Raw genomic sequence first — 19,922 nt, 5'->3', positions numbered from 1 at the left:
GGTAAAGGCGGCGTTTAGCCTTCCAGCTCGATGTCGATACCCAGCGAGCGGATTTCCTTGACCAGTACGTTGAAGGATTCAGGCATACCCGCCTGCATGCTGTGATCGCCGTCGACGATGCTCTTGTACATCTTGGTACGCCCTTCGACATCGTCAGACTTGACCGTCAGCATTTCCTGCAGCGTATAGGCGGCGCCATAGGCTTCGAGTGCCCAGACTTCCATCTCGCCGAAGCGCTGGCCGCCGAACTGCGCCTTGCCGCCAAGCGGCTGCTGAGTGACCAGCGAATACGAGCCAGTGGAACGCGCATGCATCTTGTCATCCACAAGGTGGTTGAGCTTGAGCATGTACATGTAACCCACCGTCACCGGACGATCAAACTTCTCGCCGGTACGGCCATCGTAAAGCGCCATCTGACCGGAGTCCGGCAGATCGGCCAGACGGAGCAGGCCCTTGATTTCCTGCTCATGGGCACCATCGAACACCGGAGAAGCAATCGGCACGCCGCCCGAGAGGTTCCTGGCCAGGGCCAGCACTTCATCGTCGGTCAGCTCATCAATGTTTTCCTGGCGCCCGCCGCTGGTGTTGTACACCTGATGCAGGAACTCGCGAATCTCGGTGAGCTGCTGCTCACGTGCATTTCGCATCATGCGATCGATCTTGACACCCAGACCATGAGCCGCCATGCCCAAATGCGTTTCAAGAATCTGACCCACGTTCATGCGCGATGGAACACCCAGCGGGTTGAGCACGATGTCGACTGGCGTTCCCTCGTCATCGAATGGCATGTCTTCAACCGGCATGATGGCCGAGATGACACCCTTGTTACCGTGACGACCGGCCATCTTGTCACCGGGCTGGATACGACGCCTGACAGCCAGATACACCTTGACGATCTTCAGCACGCCCGGCGCGAGATCATCGCCCTGAGTGAGCTTGCGCTTCTTGTCCTCGAAACGCTCCTCCATCTCCTTGCGGCGAATTTCCAGCTGCTCATCGGCCTGATGCAGCAGCTCGTTGAGCGCCTCATCCTGCATACGGATCTTCGACCACTGAGAGCGCGGCAGCTCTTCGAGATACTCGTCGGTGACCACATCGCCCTTGGAAAGTCGCGGCCCACCGTTGACCGGCTGCCCGGACAATGTGCGCTGCAGACGTTCAAAGGTCGCGTTCTCGGCGATGCGATAGGTTTCCTGCAGATCCTTGCGTACTTCGTCCAGCTGCTGCTGCTCGATGGAAAGCGCACGCGCATCCTTGTCAACGCCGTCACGGGTAAAGACCTGAACGTCGATGACCGTACCGCGCATCCCGGTGGAAGCACGCAGCGACGTATCCTTCACATCGCTGGCCTTCTCACCAAAGATGGCGCGCAGCAGCTTCTCTTCCGGTGTCAGCTGGGTTTCGCCCTTTGGCGTCACCTTGCCGACCAGAATGTCGCCCGGATTGATCTCGGCACCGATATAGACCACGCCGGATTCATCAAGCTTGCCCAGTGCCGCTTCGCCCACGTTGGGAATATCCGAGGTGATTTCCTCGGCGCCCAGCTTGGTATCACGCGATACGCAGGTCAGCTCCTGAATATGGATCGTGGTAAAGCGGTCTTCTTCAACCACGCGCTCCGAGATCAGCATGGAGTCTTCGAAGTTGTAGCCATTCCAGGGCATGAAGGCGATACGGATATTCTGACCCAGCGCCAGATCTCCGGTATCGACCGACGGACCATCTGCCAGAATATCGCCAATGGCAATCCGGTCTCCCTGGCGCACGATGGGGCGCTGGTTCTGACAGGTGTTCTGGTTGGAGCGCACGTATTTCGTCAGGTTGTAGATATCTACACCGGCTTCACCGCCGATGATTTCATCTTCATTGACCCGGATAACGATGCGCTTGGCGTCCACGGAGTCCACCAGACCACCACGTCGAGCGACGGCGCAAACGCCGGAGTCACGTGCCACAAAACGTTCCATGCCGGTTCCGACCAGAGGCTTGTCGGCCTTCAGGGTCGGCACCGCCTGACGCTGCATGTTCGAACCCATCAGGGCGCGGTTGGCGTCATCATGCTCGAGGAACGGGATCAGGGCAGCAGCCACCGACACGACCTGGCGCGGCGACACATCCATCAGGGTCACCTTGTCAGGCGCCATGAAGGTGGTTTCACCCCGGTGACGAACCTGAACCAGGTCGTCAATCAGCTGACCATTCTCATCGACCGTGGCCGAGGCCTGAGCGATGATGAAATCACCTTCCTCGATCGCCGAAAGGTGCACGACCTCATCGGTCACCTGACGATTTTCCACCTTGCGGTAGGGCGTCTCGAGGAAACCATAGTGGTTGGTATGGCTATAGGTGGCCAGCGAGTTGATCAGACCGATGTTCGGGCCTTCAGGGGTCTCGATCGGGCACAGACGACCATAGTGCGTGGCGTGTACGTCACGCACTTCAAAGCCGGCACGTTCACGAGTCAGACCACCCGGCCCGAGCGCGGACACACGACGCTTGTGCGTGACCTCGGACAGCGGATTGTTCTGGTCCATGAACTGGGAAAGCTGAGAAGAGCCGAAGAACTCCTTGACCGCCGCCGCAACCGGTTTGGCATTGATCAGGTCCTGCGGCATCAGGCCTTCGCTTTCGGCCATCGACAGACGTTCCTTGACCGCACGCTCAACGCGAACCAGACCCACACGGAACTGGTTTTCGGCCATTTCACCAACACTACGAATACGACGGTTACCCAGGTGGTCAATGTCATCGACATCGCCAAATCCGTTACGAATATTGATGAGTTCTCGGAGTACATCAATGATATCGCTGTGGGTCAGAACACCCGGACCTTCGTCGGTATCACGGCGCAAGCGACGGTTGAACTTCATACGGCCAACGCCGGACAGGTCATAGCGGTCTTCGCTGAAGAACAGATTGTTGAACAGCGATTCAGCCGCTTCCTTGGTCGGCGGCTCACCCGGACGCATCATGCGATAGATTTCAACCAGCGCTTCAAGCTGCGAACCAGTGGAATCAACACGCAGTGTGTCAGAGATGAACGATCCGGTATCCAGATCGTTGGTATACAGCGTCTCGATGGTCTTGATGCCGGCCTGACCCAGCTTTTCGAGCATTTCAAGCGTCAGTTCGGTATTGCAGGCCACCAGCAGCTCACCGGTATTGGGATCAACCTGATCCTTTGCCAGCGTCTTGCCAAGGAGGTACTCCATCGGGACGTCAAGACGCTCGATGCCCGCCTTTTCAAGCTGACGGATATGCTTCTGGGTAATACGACGACCTTCTTCAACGATGACATTGCCATCATTGTCGGTCATATCGAAGCTGGCTGTGTCGCCACGCAGACGCGACGGCACCAGCTGAACAGAGAAGCCGTTTCTTTCGACGTGATAGACATCAGTGTCGAAGAAGTAACCGAGAATATCCTCGGCACTATATCCCAGCGCGCGCATCAGCACGGTTGCCGGCAGCTTGCGACGACGGTCGATACGCACGAAGACGTTGTCACGCGGATCAAACTCGAAGTCAAGCCAGGAGCCGCGATAAGGAATCACTCGTGCCGAATACAGCAGTTTGCCCGATGAGTGGCTCTTGCCCTTGTCGTGATCAAAGAACACGCCCGGGCTGCGGTGGAGCTGAGAAACAATAACGCGTTCGGTACCATTGACTACAAAGGTACCGTTCTCGGTCATCAGGGGGATTTCCCCCATGTAGACTTCCTGCTCCTTGATATCCTTGATCGCCTTGTTTGAAGATTCGCGATCGTAGATGATCAGACGTACCTTGACACGCAGGGGTGCGGAATAGGTCACGCCTCGCAGCTGGCATTCCTTGACATCAAAGGCAGGAGTACCAAAGCGATAGCTGACATATTCGAGTGCCGCATTGCCCGAAAAGCTTTCAATCGGGAACACGGACTTGAAGGCGGCATGCAGACCAATATCATGGCGACCTTCAGGGGCACGATCCTGCTGCAGGAAGTCATAATAGGAATCAAGCTGGATGGCCAGCAGGTAAGGCACATCCATTACTTGGGGCAGTTTGCCGAAATCCTTGCGGATGCGTTTTTTCTCAGTGTATGAGTAAGCCATCTGTAATCCCCAGCTTGTTCACCATGAGTGACTGGCGTGATCGGTACACCAGCGGATTGGCTCCATCAGGCGCCAACGGCAAGCTTCCTGGAAGAAAGCTCGCCGCTTGAAGTTTTCCGGATCGCCTTAGCGTACTCGCGGTGTGTGGTAAGCACGCTAAGCCCATCCGGCAACAGAAAAAGGCCGGCGGCGGTCAGCTCATCTGACCGCCACCAGCCGTCATGCTATAGCGCTTTCAGGCAGAACACTGATTACTTGAGTTCCACGGAAGCGCCAGCTTCTTCCAGCTTCTTCTTGGCTTCTTCGGCATCTTCTTTCGACATGCCTTCCTTCAGAGTAGCCGGAGCACCGTCGACGGCGCCCTTGGCTTCCTTGAGGCCCAGACCGGTGATCTCGCGAACGACCTTGATGACGTTGACCTTCTTGTCACCAGCAGCCGTCAGGATCAGGTCAAATTCAGTCTGCTCTTCAACAGCTGCGGCTTCACCGCCGGCGCCCGGACCTGCAACAACTGCTGCAGCGGCGCTGACGCCAAACTTCTCTTCCATCGACTCAATCAGGTCGACGACTTCCATGACGGACATTTCAGCAACAGCGTTGATGATGTCTTCTTTGCTCAGTGCCATGTTTGCATTCCTGTACTTTGCGGGGCAAATGACTGCCCGATGAAATTTGCCTGGATGATACGTCGATCAGGCCGCTTCTTCTTCCTGCTTCTGGTCGCGCAGCGCTGCAAGCGTGCGTACCAGTTTGCCGGCAGAAGCTTCCTTCATGACGGACATCAGCTTGGCGATAGCTTCGTCGTAGGTCGGCAGGCTTGCCAGACGATCGATATCCTGCGCATCGATCAGCTCGCCTTCGTAGGCCAGCGCCTTGACTTCGAACTTGGGCTGTTCGCGAGCGAAATCCCTGAGCAGACGCGCGCCGGCGCCTGGATGCTCAAGAGAAAACGCCAGCAGAGACGGACCAACAAAAGTCTCGTTCAGGCACTCCCATGAAGTGCCCTGCAGGGCGCGACGTGCCAGCGTGTTACGCACAACACGCAGCTGGACGCCGTTATCGCGGGCCTTTTTACGCAGCGCCGTCATGGCGCTCACGTCGACACCGCGAGAATTGGCTACGACAACGGAGAGCGCCTGTCCGGCAGTTTCGCTGACCTCAGCGACAATTGCCTTCTTGTCTTCAAGACCCAGGGGCATATCTTCACTCCTCGTGCCGGCCACCCGAAAGGATGGCCATCGTGGTTACCATCTGCTGAGGACATACAACAGAGTGGATGATGGCGTGTTGCCGGCTGGCAACAGGCGCCATCTGCGCAGGCCACCTGCTCAGGGCAAATGATTAAGCCGCCCCTTGGGACGACACCTGCGGTCTTTGACGGCGCCCCGTTCCACCACGGGCACGGGGACCGCAAAGCAATCGGTAAATATCGATCAGTTCAGATAGGAATGATCGATAGTAACGCCAGGACCCATGGTCGTGGACAGGGAAATCTTTTTGAGATAAACCCCTTTGGAAGTGCTGGGCTTGAGCTTTTTCAGATCATTGACCAGTGCTTCCAGATTGCCACGCAGGGCTTCAGGCGTGAAATCGACCTTGCCGATACCCGCATGAATGATGCCGTTCTTGTCGGTACGGAAACGCACCTGACCCGCCTTGGCATTCTTGACAGCCGTCGCAACGTCAGGCGTTACAGTGCCTACCTTGGGGTTGGGCATCAGGCCGCGAGGACCCAGAATCTGACCCAGCTGACCGACAACACGCATGGCATCGGGCGCTGCAATGACGACGTCAAAATCAAGGTTGCCCTTTTTGACTTCGGCAGCCAGATCGTCCATGCCAACAATTTCGGCACCGGCTTCACGCGCGGCATCAGCTGCTGCGCCCTGAGCAAAGACCGCAACGCGAACGTCACGACCTGTGCCGTTGGGCAGCACGGTAGCGCCACGTACAACCTGATCCGATTTACGCGGATCAACACCCAGGTTAACAGCGATTTCTACACTTTCCTTGAATTTCACGGAGGAAATCTCGGACAGCAGTGCAGCAGCTTCATCAACACTGTAGACACGTGAAGCATCAACACGATCGCGAATCAGCTTCATACGCTTGGAAAGCTTGGCCATGATCAGAGACCCTCCACGTTCAGGCCCATGCTGCGAGCAGTACCAGCAATGGTACGCAATGCAGCTTCAAGATCGGCAGCCGTCAGGTCAGGCTCTTTCGTGCGAGCAATTTCTTCAATCTGCTCACGCGTGACTGTACCGACCTTCTTCTTGTTCGGCTCACCAGAACCGGACTTGATGCCTGCAGCCTTTTTGAGCAGCACCGGCGCCGGTGGCGTCTTGGTAATGAACGTAAAGCTGCGGTCGGAATAGACCGTGATGACGACAGGTGTCGGCAGACCGGCTTCCATCTCCTGGGTTTCTGCGTTAAATGCCTTGCAGAACTCCATGATGTTAACGCCGTGCTGACCGAGTGCCGGACCTACCGGCGGACTGGGATTGGCTTTACCCGCTGCGACCTGCAGCTTGATGTAAGCCTGAACTTTCTTGGCCATGATGAACTCCGATTGGGTAATAGCGCCTTGCGGCTCCCCGGACTATCGATGCAGCGTTGCTGCATCACCAGCACCCTTCAAGCCTAAATTTTCTCGACCTGCGAGAACTCAAGCTCGACGGGCGTAGAGCGCCCGAAGATCAGTACACTGACCTGCAGACGGCTCTTTTCATAATTGACTTCTTCCACCACGCCATTGAAGTCTGCAAAGGGACCATCGGCAACCCGGACGGTCTCGCCAGCATCGAACATGGTCTTGGGTCGTGGCTTTTCGGTACCATCCTGAACACGACGCAGAATGGCTTCCGCCTCATTGGGCGTAATGGGGGCGGGCTTCTCGGGCGTTCCGCCAATAAACCCCATCACTCTGGGTGTTTCATTAACAAGGTGCCAACTGCGGTCATCCATCGCCATTTCAACCAGCACGTAACCGGGATAAAACTTGCGTTCGCTTTTGCGACGCTTCCCATCGCGCATTTCAACGACTTCTTCCGTAGGCACCAGTATTTCGCCGAAATGGTCTTCCATTTCGTAAAGCTTCACACGCTCGACCAATGAACGCATGACCTGCTTTTCAAAACCAGAGTAGGCGTGGACAACGTACCAGCGCTTAGTCATGCAAGCTCCTAACCAATGAGAGTCGACACCAGCCAACCGAAGAACATATCAATCAGCCAGAGCAACAGGCCCACGATGACAACTGCGCCAAGCACGATAGCGGTCGTTTGAAAGGTTTCCTGGCGGGTAGGCCAGACAACACGCTGAATTTCCTTCTTGGCGTTTCTGGCAAGCGAGGTAAGCTCACGTCCTCGCCCGGTCGTCAGCGCAATACCCAGCGCCGCCACAACCAGCACGACAACGCCGACCACACGATAAATCATCGGCTGATCGGCAAAATAGACATTACCCGCTACCGCAACAGCGACAAGCACCACAGCAGCAGCCCACTTGAGCGCATCAAAACGGGTATCCTGCACTTCGGCGGTCTGTTTCATGGGGAAGAAAACTCCTCAGGAGTGCGGCAATCGATTTACACACAAAAGCTGCCAATCTGAGGAAGACTGGCAGGCCAGGAGGGACTTGAACCCCCAACCTGCGGTTTTGGAGACCGCTGCTCTGCCAATTGAGCTACTGGCCTGTAACATCGTCGTCGTGATCACCTTTGCGAGCGGCGTGCACGATATCAAAAAGCCCGATGCACGACAACCCACACATCGGACTAAAAAGGGCGACCCTCCCGGCTCGCCCTGAATGGAGCTCATGGACGGAATTGAACCGTCGACCTCACCCTTACCAAGGGTGTGCTCTACCCCTGAGCTACATGAGCATAACCCTTTACAACTGGAGCGGGCAGCGGGAATCGAACCCGCATCATCAGCTTGGAAGGCTGAGGTTCTACCATTAAACTATGCCCGCTTACCCAATCTTTCAATCACCTGGTGATCGAAAAAATCTTGGTGGAGGGAGGAGGATTCGAACCTCCGAAGCTCGCGCGGCAGATTTACAGTCTGCTCCCTTTGGCCACTCGGGAATCCCTCCAACTTGGCGGAAAATTATACCGATCCAAGAAGGCCTGTCAAGCCTTGTTCCTTTCCACATGCATATCGTGCTGTTTACCGGCATGCCCTGCTTTCTGGAACGCGGCGCATTCTGTCAGAGCAGCTGCGTAAACGCAAGCGCCCTGCGCATTTCCGTTAAATTCGCCGGCTCGATCATCCTGGGCATACCTGCCAGCACACCCTGCTCTTCGGCGGACGTTATCGGAAAGAGGGCCTCAAGCCCCGCATAGACCATGTCCGGCCAATGGGCATGCGGCAGGCGAAGCCCGCGTGATACGAGTGCCGCATCGCCCCCGGTAATCAACAGTGGCAGCGCCATGCCCTGACTGTCGCAGATTTCCATGTAAAGGCGGTTAATGGCGCTGATTGCGGCCATGAAAACGCCGTGATTAACCGCATCCACGGTATTGGTGCCTAGTGAGAGTACATGAAGCGCGTCCTGCTCAGGATCAATTACCACCTTGCGGGTTCCAAGCTTGAGGCTCTCTTTCATGAGCCTGAGCCCCGGGATGATATAGCCTCCGATATGCTGCCCGCCCGGCAGCACGGCATCCATGGTGATAGCACTGCCACAGTCTACGGTGCAGCAACCGCCTGTCAGCTGATACCCGGACAGTACGCCAAGCCAGCGATCCACCCCCAATCGCTCAGGCGTGTCGTATCCATTACGAATGCCCAGCGCCTCAGGGGAGGAGTGCGCGATATGAATGGCATCAACGCGTCGCCTCAAGAGTCTGACCGTATCTTCCAGCACGTCCTTGCGCGCTACGTTTGATATGCGAATGACATCGACGATATCCAGATCAGGAATATCGGCGCCCGAGCGCCATTCGTCACGCGTCCACATGGCTCCCCGAGCCCGAATGTCGCTGGTTTTTCGATCCTTGAGACGCCATTTCGACAACGTGTTGCCAATATCCAGATCCAGAATCATGAGCAACCACGCAAACTGACTTCGCCGCCGGCAAAGCGCCTGTCCTCACCATGGATACTGACAATCAGATTACCTGTGTCATCGACCCCTTTTGCCATACCCTCGCTGACGGTACTGCCCTGATAGATCCGAACCGGTCTGTTCTGGTAAACATGATAATCGTTCCAGCGATCACGCCAGGCAGTGAACCCTGCCTCCTCAAAGCGTCCCAGCATCTGCATGTGCGCCTCGATTATGGCGCTGACAAGGGCATTACGCGACACATCGGGCGTCAGATCAGCAAGGGCAGCCACCGATTGTTCAATACCCGCCCTCCCCTTTTCGGAAAGACGGACATTGACCCCGATTCCAATCACTACCTGACAGGGCCCTGAGGTATCGCCTCGAACCTCGACCAGAATGCCGCCGAGCTTGGACATCCCCGAAGCCGTTGATATCAGCAGATCATTGGGCCATTTCAGCTGAACGTCTATTCCCCGCTCTGATAGAAGATCCGCCATGATGACCCCAACCGCCAGGCTCAGACCTTCCAGTGCCCCTACCCCGCTTTCAAACTGCCAGCCAATAGAGAAGTGAATATTACCTCCCCATTCACTGTAGAACGACCGGCCACGCCGCCCTCTTCCGGCACTCTGCCACTCGGCAAGACAGACTTCGCCATGCCCGGCGCCCTGAGCAAAGCGCTCCAGCAGAAAGGTGTTGGTAGAGCCGATCGAATCTTCTACAAAAAGATGCTTGAGACATTGACGTGCCGGTCGTGACAGGTTGGCCACGATATCAGCACCCCGTAGGGGTTCTGGTGGATTGAGCAGGCGATATCCACAGCCTCTTGTCGTCTCGACAGACAGTCCCAGCCCTTCAAGCTTGCGCAGCTGTTTCCATATCGCTGTTCGCGAGACGCCAACCTCTCTGCCCAGTGCCTCACCTGAATGAAAGGCACCATCGCTCATCAGTCTAATCAGATCACTGACACTCATGGCGTTGTGTTCATATCCTGAAATCCTTTTATCCGCCTGCATTGCGGCGGACATTGTTCTTTAGAAACCAGTGCAATGCACGAAAAACAAAAAGGGTACCCGTTTGGGTACCCTTTGTAATCTCTGAACGCAGGATTTGATCCTAGTGATAGCCCTCACCGGCACGCACCTTGCCTCGAAAGACATAATAACTGTAGGCCGTGTAAATGAGCACAATGGGCACCAGAATGACATAGCCAACAATCAGGAACGACTGGCTGGCCCGAGCCGAAGCCGCATCCCAAAGCGTAATGTCCGGCGGAATGATCAAGGGGAAAAAGCTGATGACCAGCCCCGAGAGCCCGAGAAAGAACAGTCCCAGCACCTTGAAAAACAGACGACGCTCATGGCTATGCGTCACCCCGTTCCAGATACTCCAGGAAAGCAGGGCGACCAGAATCGGCACCGGTGCAAACCAGGCAATATTGGGAAAGGTAAACCAGCGTTCGGCAATTCGACCATTGGAAAGCGGCGTCCACACACTGATGACGATCATGGAAGCCACCAGCAATAGCGTCAGGGGACGGGCCAGCTGATAAAACCGCTTTTGCAGATCCCCTTCGGTTTTCATGATCAACCAACCGGCGCCCAGCAGTGCATAACCTGCCATGAGCGCCAGTCCAGTAAACAACGCAAATGGTGAGAACCAGTCAAAGGTGCCGCCCTGGTAGGCACGCTCCGAAACCGCCAGGCCATTGATGATGCCGCCAAGCACTACACCCTGACTAAAGGTCGCCACCATGGCACCGCCGCTGAATGCAAGGTCAAACCATTTGCGTGAACGGTTCGATTTAAAGCGAAACTCAAAGGCAATTCCCCGAAAGATCAATGCCAGCAGCATCAGGATCAAGGGAAGATACATGGCGGGCAGAATGACCGAATACGCCAATGGGAAGGCACCATAAAGACCGGCCCCCCCCAGAATCATCCACGTCTGGTTGCCATCCCATACCGGTGCCACAGTATTCATCATGACATCGCGATTCTCGTCGCCCTTGATGAAGGGAAACAGGATTCCGACGCCCAGGCTAAAGCCGTCCATCATGACGTACATGGCGACAGCAAAACCGATCAGCAGGTACCAGATGACTGGCAGATCAATTGTCATGCTCATGGCTCCCCATCAATTTTGCTCTTCGAAACTGCCGTCGGCCGCCGACATGGGCCGCTTGGGCTGACGCTCATGGCCCGGCCCGCCGGAAGGCACCATGTTCATCGGCTCGGACCGGATCAGTCTCAACATATAGTAGATCCCGATGCCAAAGATGATGGCGTAGACAACCATAAAGCCGATCAGCGTTGTCAGCATGCTGCCCACACTGTGCATTGAGACAGCGTCTTCGGTTCGCAGCATGCCGTAGACCACCCAGGGCTGGCGACCGGCTTCTGTCGTGATCCAGCCAGCCAGCAGGGCAATAAAGCCTACCGGTGTTGTAAACAGGGCGAGCCGCTGGAACCAGCGAGCCTCATAAAGCTGCCCTCTCCAGCGCAGAAACAGCCCCACGACGCCCATGCCCAGCATCAGCATGCCCAGTCCCACCATGATTCTGAAGCTCCAGAATACCAGTGGCACATCAGGCCATTCGTCACGAGGCCAGTCCTTGAGCCCCTGAATCTTGCCATCAAGTGTGTGGGTCAGGATCAGGCTGCTGGCATAGGGAACCTTCAGCTCAAAGTGATTGGCAGCGTCATTCATGCTTGGCAGAGCAAACAGCACCAGTGGCATACCCTTCTGGTCTGGCTCGTTCTCCCAGTGGCCTTCCATCGCCGCTACCTTGGCAGGCTGATGTTCCAGCGTATTCAGGCCGTGCATGTCGCCTGCAATGATCTGTACAGGCAGCGCAACCAGAATGGCCCACATTGCCATGGAGAACATCTTGCGTGCGGCCTGGTCACGACGGTTGCGCAGAAGGTGGTAGGCGCCCACACCTCCAACAACAAATCCGACCGAAATAAAGGCAGCCAGTCCCATATGGACAATGCGATACGGGAAGGACGGGTTGAACATGATCTCGAGCCAGTTGGATGGCTCAAAGCGCCCATCGATGACCTCATAGCCGGCTGGGGTCTGCATCCAGCTGTTGGACATCAGGATCCAGGTCATCGAAATCAGGGTACCAACGGCTACGAGGCAGGTTGCCGAAAAATGCAACCGTCTACTGACCCGCCCTTCACCGAACAGCATGATGCCGAGGAAGCCGGCTTCCATGAAAAAGGCCGTCAACACCTCATAGGTCAATAGCACCCCGGTAATGTCGCCAGCCCTTTCGGCAAAGCCACTCCAGTTGGTGCCGAACTCATAGGCCATGACAACACCGGAGACAACCCCCAGACCGAAGACCACGGCAAAGATGCGCACCCAGAAGCGGTACAGATTATGGTAAATCTCGTTACCCGTTTTTAACCACAGCCCTTCCAGCACCATCAGGTAACTTGCAAGGCCGATCGAAAAAGCGGGAAAAAGAATATGAAAGGAAACGGTAAAGGCGAACTGGAAGCGCGCCAGGTCTAAAGCTTCAAACCCCAGCATTGGCTTGGCTCTCCTGCCTTGGGTTCTGGACAGTCACGGAAACTATGAAGTTAGAGCATTCACGCGAAAAAGTGAAAGCCTCGGGACATCATGTCGCATGACCACGGACCAACAAAAGCAAAGACAACCACATCAGGCAAGCATGAAAGGCAATGCTGATCGACCGGAACGTCAATACAGCATTGAATTGATTAGACGTGTAGAGGTGCTTTCAGGTCAAGCTGTGCCGTTGTGATTTCCGAAGCAGGCTTTTGGTAATCGATCGCCATGACGGCACTCAGAACAGTGACGACCAGTATCGAAATCCCAAAAAGCTGACGGGCCCAGCGGCTATCATCGCCCTGGCCATAACGGGTAATGGCAATGTAGAGCCAGTAAAGCGTCATGACAGTCATGACCACCAGGTAGACGTAGCCGGTATACCCCGTCAACGTCAGGAGCGTGGCGGCCAAACCAAACGCCACAATGTAGGCAACTGTCTGGCGCTTGGCAGAAGCCACACCCTTTGCAACAGAAAGCACGGGAATGGAGGCGGCCCGATAATCTTCCAGCCTGAAAATGGCAATTGCATAGGAATGCGGCATTTGCCAGAGACTGAAAATCAACAATACCAGCAGCGCACCAAGGTCAAACTGGTTGCTGACTGCGCAATAGCCAATGACCGGAGGTGCAGCACCGGACAGACTACCGATCAGCGTGCCATGAACCGAATGACGTTTGAGCCAGAGGCTATAGGCGCCAACGTAAATGGCAAAACCAAACAGGGCCACACCCGCAGCCAGCGGATTGGCAACCATCAATAAAAGTAAAAAGCCTGCTGTACCCAGCAGGCAGGCCATGATCAGCGCAGAGCGAACATCAATCGTGCCTTCGACAAGCGCACGCTTTTGCGTGCGCGCCATGTACTCGTCAATGTCACGATCAATGACATTATTGAATACACAACCGGAAGCAACGACCAGCGACACCCCGATAACGGTGGCGAAAAACAACACCAGGTCGATGCTTCCTCTCGAGGCCAGAAAGAATCCCCCTGTTACCGAGATCAGATTGCCGAAGACAATGCCCGGCTTCGTTAGCAGGAGATATCTTTTGAGCATCGGGACAGGCTTCTTACATCCCTACCATCAGGTTGTGATTGAGATGGAACATGATCCATACCGAACCGACGACCACGATGCCTACGATCAGGATCGTGAACCACAGCGAGATCATGTTCCAGCGCGGTCCGGAACCTTCATTAAGGTGAAGGAAATACACGACCTGTACCACGATCTGAACCACTGCCATGATCATGATGGCAGCCAGTGTTGTCATGGCCGACAGTGCGCCGGTCATGACCAGACCAAAGGGAATGACGGTCAGGATGATGGAAAGAATCAGGCCCGTGGTATAGGACTTGACGCTGCCATGATCGTGACTTTCCTGTGAATGGTGCTGATTGGACATTAGATGACCCCCATCAGATAGACGATGGTGAAGACGCAGATCCAGATGATGTGCAGGAAGTGCCAGAACAGGCTCAGACACATCAGGCGCGACCGGTTCATGTCGTTCAGACCCTTGGTGGCAATCTGGATCAGGAGAATAATGGCCCAGATGACACCCGAGGTAACGTGCAGACCGTGCGTGCCGACCAGCGTAAAGAAGGACGACAGGAAGGCACTGCGCTGAGGTCCGGCCCCTTCGGAAATGAAGTGATGGAACTCATAGATTTCCAGACTGACGAATACCGCGCCCAGTATCAGCGTCAGAGCCAGCCAGAGCATGGTGCCCTGCTTGTTGCCCTTGTTCATGGCAAGCGTTGCCAGCCCGATCATGAAGCTACTGGCCAGCAGTACGAAGGTTTCCACCAGAACAAAGGGCAGCTCGAACAGCTCATGCGAGGTGGGGCCACCGGCATAGTTCGTGCCAAGCACTGCGTAGGTTGCAAAAATCGATGCAAACAGTACGCAGTCACTCATGATGTAGATCCAGAAACCAAATACCTTGGTCGCTACTGGATCATGATGCTCATGGTCATCGTGCTCATGCCCGTGGGCATGAGCGTCCTGATTGGTCATTGATTGTGTCGACATGTGTTACGCCTGATTTGACAATTTTTGATAACGCTGACTTTCGATGCGCTCGACTTCGGCAGCAGGAACGTAATAGTCAATATCGTCGTTGAAGGTACGCAGCACCATGGTGACGAAGATACCGATAGCGGAAACGATGGCCAGCCACCAGATATGCCAGATCAGCGCAAAGCCGAAGACAGAAGCAATGATACCGATGAAGAATCCGGCCGAGGTGTTTTTCGGCATGTGGATATCCTGGTATTCGGCGGGCTTCTGCTCGCTGATGCCCTTCTCCTTCATGTGCCAGAAAGCGTCACGCTCTTCAACAACAGGCGTATGTGCGAAGTTGTAGAACGGAGCCGGTGAAGGAATGGACCATTCCAGCGTACGACCGCCCCACGGATCACCGGTTTCGTCGATGTTCTGGTGACGATTCTTGATGCTGACAAAAAGCTGCAGCAGCTGACAGGCAATACCACAGGCGATGATCAGGGCGCCAATGGCGGCGATGATCAACGGGAAATGCCAGTCCGGATTGTCGTAGCTGTTCAGACGACGGGTCATGCCCATGAAGCCGAGTGCATACAGCGGCATGAAGGCCGTGAAGAAGCCCACGATCCAGCACCATGCAGAGGCCTTGCCAAGCTTTTCGTCGAGTTTGAATCCGAACACTTTCGGGAACCAGTAGGTGAAACCTGCCAGATAACCGAAGACAACGCCGCCGATGATGACGTTATGGAAGTGCGCGATCAAAAACAGACTGTTGTGCAGTACATAGTCAGCGCCCGGCACGGCCAGCAGTACACCGGTCATACCACCAATCGTGAAGGTGATGAGAAAGCCCAGCGTCCAGGCCATCGGAACAGTGAACTGAACTCGACCTTCATACATGGTGAACAGCCAGTTGAAGATTTTGACCCCGGTCGGGATCGCAATGATCATCGTGGCGATACCAAAGAAGGAGTTCACGTTGGCACCGGCACCCATGGTGAAGAAGTGGTGCAGCCAGACAATGAACGACAGTACGGTAATGGCGACCGTGGCATAGACCATCGAGGTGTAGCCGAACAGACGCTTCTTGCAATAGGTCGCAACAACCTCGGCGAAGATACCGAAAGCAGGCAGTACCAGAATGTAGACTTCGGGGTGGCCCCACGCCCAGATGAGGTTGACGTACATCATCTGGTTGCCGCCCATGTCATTGGTAAAGAAATGGGTGCCGATGTAACGGTCAAGCGTCAGCAGTGCGATGGTGACCGTCAGGATCGGGAAGGCCGTGATGATCAGGACGTTGGTGCACAGCGCCGTCCAGGTGAACATCGGCATTTTCATCAGGGTCATGCCGGGGGCACGCATCTTCAGAATGGTGACGAAGAAGTTCACACCGGTCAGCAGTGTACCGATACCTGATATCTGTAGACTCCATATCCAGTAATCCACGCCAACGCCCGGACTGTACTGAATATCGGACAGCGGCGGATAGGCCAGCCAGCCGGTAGCAGCAAACTCGCCCACACCCAGAGAGACGTTGACCAGAATAACGCCGGCAACCGTAAGCCAGAAGCTCAACGAGTTCAGAAACGGGAAGGCAACGTCGCGAGCACCGATCTGCAGCGGTACGGCAATATTCATCAGACCCACCATGAACGGCATGGCCATGAAAAAGATCATGATGACGCCGTGCGCGGTAAAGATCTGGTCATAGTGTTCGGGCGGCAGATAGCCCTCTGCGCCACCCGAGGCAATAGCCTGCTGGGAGCGCATCATGATGGCGTCGGAAAAACCACGGATCAGCATGACAATGGCGACGAGGATATACATCACGCCCAGTCGCTTGTGATCCACGGAGGTAATCCACTCCTTCCAGAGATACCCCCACTTCTTGAAATAGGTAATAGCCGCAACTACTCCCAATCCCATCACCGCCGCCACGGCCAGAACCACCATAACGATGGGTTCGTGGTAGGGGACGGCCTCGATACTAAGTTTGCCGAACATGTTTACTCCTCAGCCCCATGATGCGAGCTATCGCCCGACGTGATGTAACTGTTGACAATATCGGTATACAGGCCAGGCGTTACGGAAGAGAAATACTCGACCGGGTTGTTTCGGCTGGGTTTGGCCAGCTCGTTGAAACTATCCTGCTGCAGGGTTTCCGAAGACTGTCGAACACTGTCAACCCACTGCTGGAAACCTTCATCCGACGTTGCCAATGCCTTGAAGTGCATACCGCTGAACCCGTGACCGCTGTAGTTGGCCGACATACCGGGGTATGTGCCTTCCTCGCTGGCCAGCAGATGAACGGTGTTCTCCATACCAGCCATGGCGTAGATCTGGCTGCCAAGCTGCGGGATGAAGAAGGAGTTCATGACACTGTTGGAGGTCACACGGAACTCGATCGGCGTATCCACCGGGAAGGCCAGCTCATTGACAGAGGCAATGCCCTGTTCCGGATAGACAAACAGCCATTTCCAGTCCAGCGCCATGACCTGAATGACGATTGGATCCCTGTCAGACTCGGGCACGCGATGCGGATCCAGAGCGTGGGTGCTGCGCCATGTCAGGATCCCCAGAATCAGGATAATGGCGAGTGGAACAGCCCAGACCACAACTTCGATCTTGTTGGAATGAGACCAGTTGGGCGAATACTTTGCATTCTTGATGTAGTTGTAACGCCACGCGAACAAAAGCGTCATGACAATGACGGGAATGACCACGATCATCATCAGGAAGAACGATGTCATGATCAGATATTTCTGTTCAGCGCCGATTGGCCCCTTGGGATCAAGAAGGCTTGACCCCGTACAACCACTGAGCACAAACGCGACAGTAGCAAGCAGTGACATTCTTTTCAGAATGTCTGGATAGTTCCATTTTCTCATCTCACGCTCTCTTGAACGGCCAGCTTGAACACTTCGCTTTTACCCGACCACAGGGCCGGAAATGCGTGACAGGTACCTGCCCGCTTCCGATCACGACCTGACAGCAACGTTCACGGACGGCATTTACCGCGCCAGACAGCCTGACGCTGCAGGAGTGTCTGATGGTTTTATCATTGGAAGTGACTGTCCTGGACGGATGTTCCCTGCCTGTGACTGCTCCCAGCAAGGAGGTGACATGAACGTCATCTGACTGACTGAAAGCCGCAGGCATGACAGCCCTGCATGGCACTATACACTGCCACCGCTATTGTTCAGTTTTTCGCCCGTTGACTTCAAGTGCTGCGATAAAGCCTTATTTAGACTTTATCATTAGAGTGCACGCCTTCACGATGCCTTCGTGTGAGTAGGCACTTCGCCACCGCACCGCTTCATGAAAGCATTCTTAAACAACAACAGGCAAAAATATCGGGTAAACAGCCTTGAACCACTGCGACAAAACACCGCGGCATGATACATGGAACCTTCTCTCAATTCCATTCGTCACATGGGTAGCCTGTTCCACCATCCCTCGACCAGGCCTTTTTCAGCGCTTCATCCATGTATGGTCAGACCGTTAAAATAAGGGCCTGCTTCAAGGTCTCCGGAGAATCATGAAACGAATTTCATTGAATGCGGGCGAGTACCGTGCCATCACCGGCCTGGGCATATTGTATGCTTTTCGCATGCTGGGGCTTTTCATGGTACTGCCTGTACTTGCTCTTTATGCGCGAGAGCTTGAGGGCGCCACACCATTTCTGATCGGCATTGCGCTTGGCGGTTATGGTCTGACACAGGCCATCTTGCAGATTCCCTTTGGCACGCTTTCCGATCGCTTGGGTCGCAAACAGATTATCGCCCTTGGGTTGCTGCTTTTTTTTGCAGGCAGTGTCATGGCTGCACTTTCAACCTCCATCTACGGCGTTATTGCCGGTCGCTGTTTACAGGGCAGTGGCGCCATCGCCGGTGCTCTTATGGCATTGCTGGCAGACAAGACCAGAGAGGAAACAAGAACTACTGCCATGGCAGCCATTGGCATAAGCATTGGCGTTGCCTTTGGTCTGGCTATGGCACTGGGACCGTTTCTGGCAGAGGTATTCGGACTTTCAGGCGTTTTCTGGAGTACGGCCCTTCTGGCGCTTGTTGGTCTTTTGATTCTCTGGCGACTGGTACCTGCAGCGCCGGCAAGACAACATCGTGATGTCGGTGTAGACCCTCGGCAATTGAGAAAAATGCTGTTTCAGAGCGAACTCCTGCGTCTGAATTTCTCAATTTTTGCCCTTCATGCCATTTTGACAGGCTGCTTCATTGCCCTGCCGCTCAGGCTCGAAAACCTCGGCATTGATGCCCAGTATCATGGTTGGGTATACCTTCCTGTCATGGCGGTTGGCTTTTTTGCCATGGTGCCATTGATCATTGCGGCAGAGAAATATCGCCACATGAAAATGGTATTCATGGGCGCGGTGATTGCCATGACTCTGGCACTTCTGGGCCTTGGCGAGACAGGACAGACCAAGTGGGTATTGATCCTGCTGCTGTTGGTATTCTTTACCGGCTTTAATCTGATGGAAGCCATGCTGCCGTCCATGATCAGCAAGCTCTCCCCTGCGGGCGCCAAAGGCACGGCCATGGGTGTGTATTCTACCAGTCAGTTTTTGGGCGCCAGCGTGGGCGGCGGTCTGGGCGGCGCAGTGGCCGGTCATTTCGGTATCGACGCCGTCTTTCTTTTTGCCGCTGCACTCGGTGCCTTATGGTTTCTGTCCATCCTTAACATGACTGTCCCCAAGCATCTTTCAAGTGAAGTTATTTCTCTAAAGGGGAAAAAAATCACTGATAGTAGCGAGTGCAGTAGAGAGCTCAAGAACATTAAAGGCATCGAAGATGCATTGGTCGTCAAGGAAGAGGATGTAGCTTATTTGAAGGTTGATCGCGACTCTATTGATCGAGAAGCGCTGACGCACTGGCTGCAGATATCGTCGTAATTCAGACTCTGCTTTCAGAAATAATTATTCATAAAAAGGCATCCTGATGGATGTCTTTTTTATTGTCTTTAATTCATGGTACGACAGAAAAATGCCATTATCAGACAGGGCCACGATGGGCCGCGAGGGCAATTTAGGGCGCACTATTCTCTTCCAGGACAATCACAGACGTCGGCTGAAACGCTGTCGTTATCGACCCTCACGGGCCAACTTTCTGTTTGCCCGACCCGCCCATCACGCGGCGGCCGAGGTCGCTGCCCGTCTGCGCGCTTC

The 19,922-nt window shown here is 55.0% G+C and carries 18 protein-coding genes and 4 tRNA genes; 2 read left to right on the top strand and 20 right to left on the bottom strand.

What is annotated here, in order from left to right; genetic code table 11:
• Positions 1–14: 14 nt before the first annotated feature.
• The 20 genes from rpoB to cyoA form a co-directional block, all read right to left on the bottom strand.
• Positions 15–4,091, bottom strand: coding sequence for a DNA-directed RNA polymerase subunit beta (gene rpoB / locus Q0931_RS00110; protein ID WP_299256035.1), 4,077 nt, complete (start codon positions 4,089–4,091; stop codon positions 15–17).
• A 251-nt stretch (positions 4,092–4,342) separates the two neighbouring features.
• Positions 4,343–4,717: a 50S ribosomal protein L7/L12 gene (rplL, locus tag Q0931_RS00105; RefSeq protein ID WP_299256033.1), complete on the bottom strand. Its 375-nt coding sequence runs from the start codon at positions 4,715–4,717 to the stop codon at positions 4,343–4,345.
• Between the two features lie 66 nt (positions 4,718–4,783).
• Positions 4,784–5,290, bottom strand: a complete 507-nt coding sequence (gene rplJ / locus Q0931_RS00100) for a 50S ribosomal protein L10 (RefSeq protein WP_108842847.1) — start codon at positions 5,288–5,290, stop codon at positions 4,784–4,786.
• Positions 5,291–5,524: 234 nt separating this feature from the next.
• Positions 5,525–6,217, bottom strand: coding sequence for a 50S ribosomal protein L1 (gene rplA / locus Q0931_RS00095; RefSeq protein ID WP_299256027.1), 693 nt, complete (start codon positions 6,215–6,217; stop codon positions 5,525–5,527).
• 2 nt (positions 6,218–6,219) lie between these two features.
• Positions 6,220–6,651 (bottom strand): 50S ribosomal protein L11, encoded by a 432-nt coding sequence (rplK, locus tag Q0931_RS00090; protein ID WP_299256025.1) that lies wholly within the window; start codon positions 6,649–6,651, stop codon positions 6,220–6,222.
• An 83-nt stretch (positions 6,652–6,734) separates the two neighbouring features.
• Positions 6,735–7,268 carry a transcription termination/antitermination protein NusG gene (gene nusG, locus Q0931_RS00085; RefSeq protein ID WP_299256023.1) on the bottom strand — a complete coding sequence of 178 codons (534 nt, stop codon included), beginning with the start codon at positions 7,266–7,268 and terminating at the stop codon, positions 6,735–6,737.
• Between the two features lie 8 nt (positions 7,269–7,276).
• Positions 7,277–7,645, bottom strand: a complete 369-nt coding sequence (secE, locus tag Q0931_RS00080) for a preprotein translocase subunit SecE (RefSeq protein ID WP_189517986.1) — start codon at positions 7,643–7,645, stop codon at positions 7,277–7,279.
• A gap of 67 nt (positions 7,646–7,712) precedes the next feature.
• Positions 7,713–7,788: transfer RNA gene (locus Q0931_RS00075), tRNA-Trp, on the bottom strand.
• Positions 7,789–7,902: 114 nt separating this feature from the next.
• Positions 7,903–7,977 (bottom strand) — tRNA-Thr (locus Q0931_RS00070).
• A 15-nt stretch (positions 7,978–7,992) separates the two neighbouring features.
• Positions 7,993–8,066: transfer RNA gene (locus tag Q0931_RS00065), tRNA-Gly, on the bottom strand.
• Between the two features lie 39 nt (positions 8,067–8,105).
• Positions 8,106–8,189 (bottom strand) — tRNA-Tyr (locus Q0931_RS00060).
• A gap of 114 nt (positions 8,190–8,303) precedes the next feature.
• Entirely contained in the window at positions 8,304–9,143 is an 840-nt protein-coding gene (locus Q0931_RS00055) for a type III pantothenate kinase (protein ID WP_299256018.1), read from the bottom strand.
• The gene (locus tag Q0931_RS00050) at positions 9,140–10,120 is read right to left on the bottom strand and encodes a biotin--[acetyl-CoA-carboxylase] ligase (protein WP_299256016.1); all 981 of its coding nucleotides are present in this window, start codon (positions 10,118–10,120) and stop codon (positions 9,140–9,142) included. Before Q0931_RS00050 ends, Q0931_RS00055 begins: the two co-directional genes overlap by 4 nt.
• A 142-nt stretch (positions 10,121–10,262) precedes the next feature.
• Positions 10,263–11,267, bottom strand: a complete 1,005-nt coding sequence (gene cydB / locus Q0931_RS00045) for a cytochrome d ubiquinol oxidase subunit II (RefSeq protein ID WP_299256015.1) — start codon at positions 11,265–11,267, stop codon at positions 10,263–10,265.
• Positions 11,268–11,282: 15 nt separating this feature from the next.
• Positions 11,283–12,689 carry a cytochrome ubiquinol oxidase subunit I gene (locus tag Q0931_RS00040; RefSeq protein WP_299256013.1) on the bottom strand — a complete coding sequence of 469 codons (1,407 nt, stop codon included), beginning with the start codon at positions 12,687–12,689 and terminating at the stop codon, positions 11,283–11,285.
• Positions 12,690–12,880: 191 nt separating this feature from the next.
• Positions 12,881–13,789 carry a heme o synthase gene (gene cyoE, locus Q0931_RS00035; RefSeq protein ID WP_299256011.1) on the bottom strand — a complete coding sequence of 303 codons (909 nt, stop codon included), beginning with the start codon at positions 13,787–13,789 and terminating at the stop codon, positions 12,881–12,883.
• A 13-nt stretch (positions 13,790–13,802) separates the two neighbouring features.
• The gene (gene cyoD / locus Q0931_RS00030; RefSeq protein WP_299256009.1) at positions 13,803–14,138 is read right to left on the bottom strand and encodes a cytochrome o ubiquinol oxidase subunit IV; all 336 of its coding nucleotides are present in this window, start codon (positions 14,136–14,138) and stop codon (positions 13,803–13,805) included.
• Positions 14,138–14,767 carry a cytochrome o ubiquinol oxidase subunit III gene (cyoC, locus tag Q0931_RS00025; protein WP_299256008.1) on the bottom strand — a complete coding sequence of 210 codons (630 nt, stop codon included), beginning with the start codon at positions 14,765–14,767 and terminating at the stop codon, positions 14,138–14,140. The genes cyoD and cyoC overlap by 1 nt, the downstream gene beginning before the upstream one ends.
• A gap of 3 nt (positions 14,768–14,770) precedes the next feature.
• On the bottom strand, positions 14,771–16,747 hold the full coding sequence (gene cyoB, locus Q0931_RS00020) for a cytochrome o ubiquinol oxidase subunit I (RefSeq protein ID WP_299256006.1): 1,977 nt from the start codon (positions 16,745–16,747) through the stop codon (positions 14,771–14,773).
• A gap of 2 nt (positions 16,748–16,749) precedes the next feature.
• A complete protein-coding gene (cyoA, locus tag Q0931_RS00015) occupies positions 16,750–17,595 on the bottom strand; it encodes a ubiquinol oxidase subunit II (protein ID WP_299257214.1) in 846 nt (281 codons plus the stop codon).
• Between the two features lie 686 nt (positions 17,596–18,281).
• Here cyoA and Q0931_RS00010 point away from each other — a divergent pair.
• Both Q0931_RS00010 and Q0931_RS00005 read left to right on the top strand, forming a co-directional pair.
• Positions 18,282–19,649: an MFS transporter gene (locus tag Q0931_RS00010; protein WP_299256004.1), complete on the top strand. Its 1,368-nt coding sequence runs from the start codon at positions 18,282–18,284 to the stop codon at positions 19,647–19,649.
• A 46-nt stretch (positions 19,650–19,695) separates the two neighbouring features.
• Positions 19,696–19,922 (top strand): hypothetical protein (locus Q0931_RS00005; RefSeq protein WP_299256002.1); only part of this gene is annotated, 227 nt, incomplete at its 3' end.

The sequence above is a fragment of the uncultured Kushneria sp. genome, from assembly GCF_947497025.1.
In the GTDB taxonomy this organism is placed as follows: domain Bacteria; phylum Pseudomonadota; class Gammaproteobacteria; order Pseudomonadales; family Halomonadaceae; genus Kushneria.
This window is presented reverse-complemented; position numbering and strand designations above follow the sequence as displayed.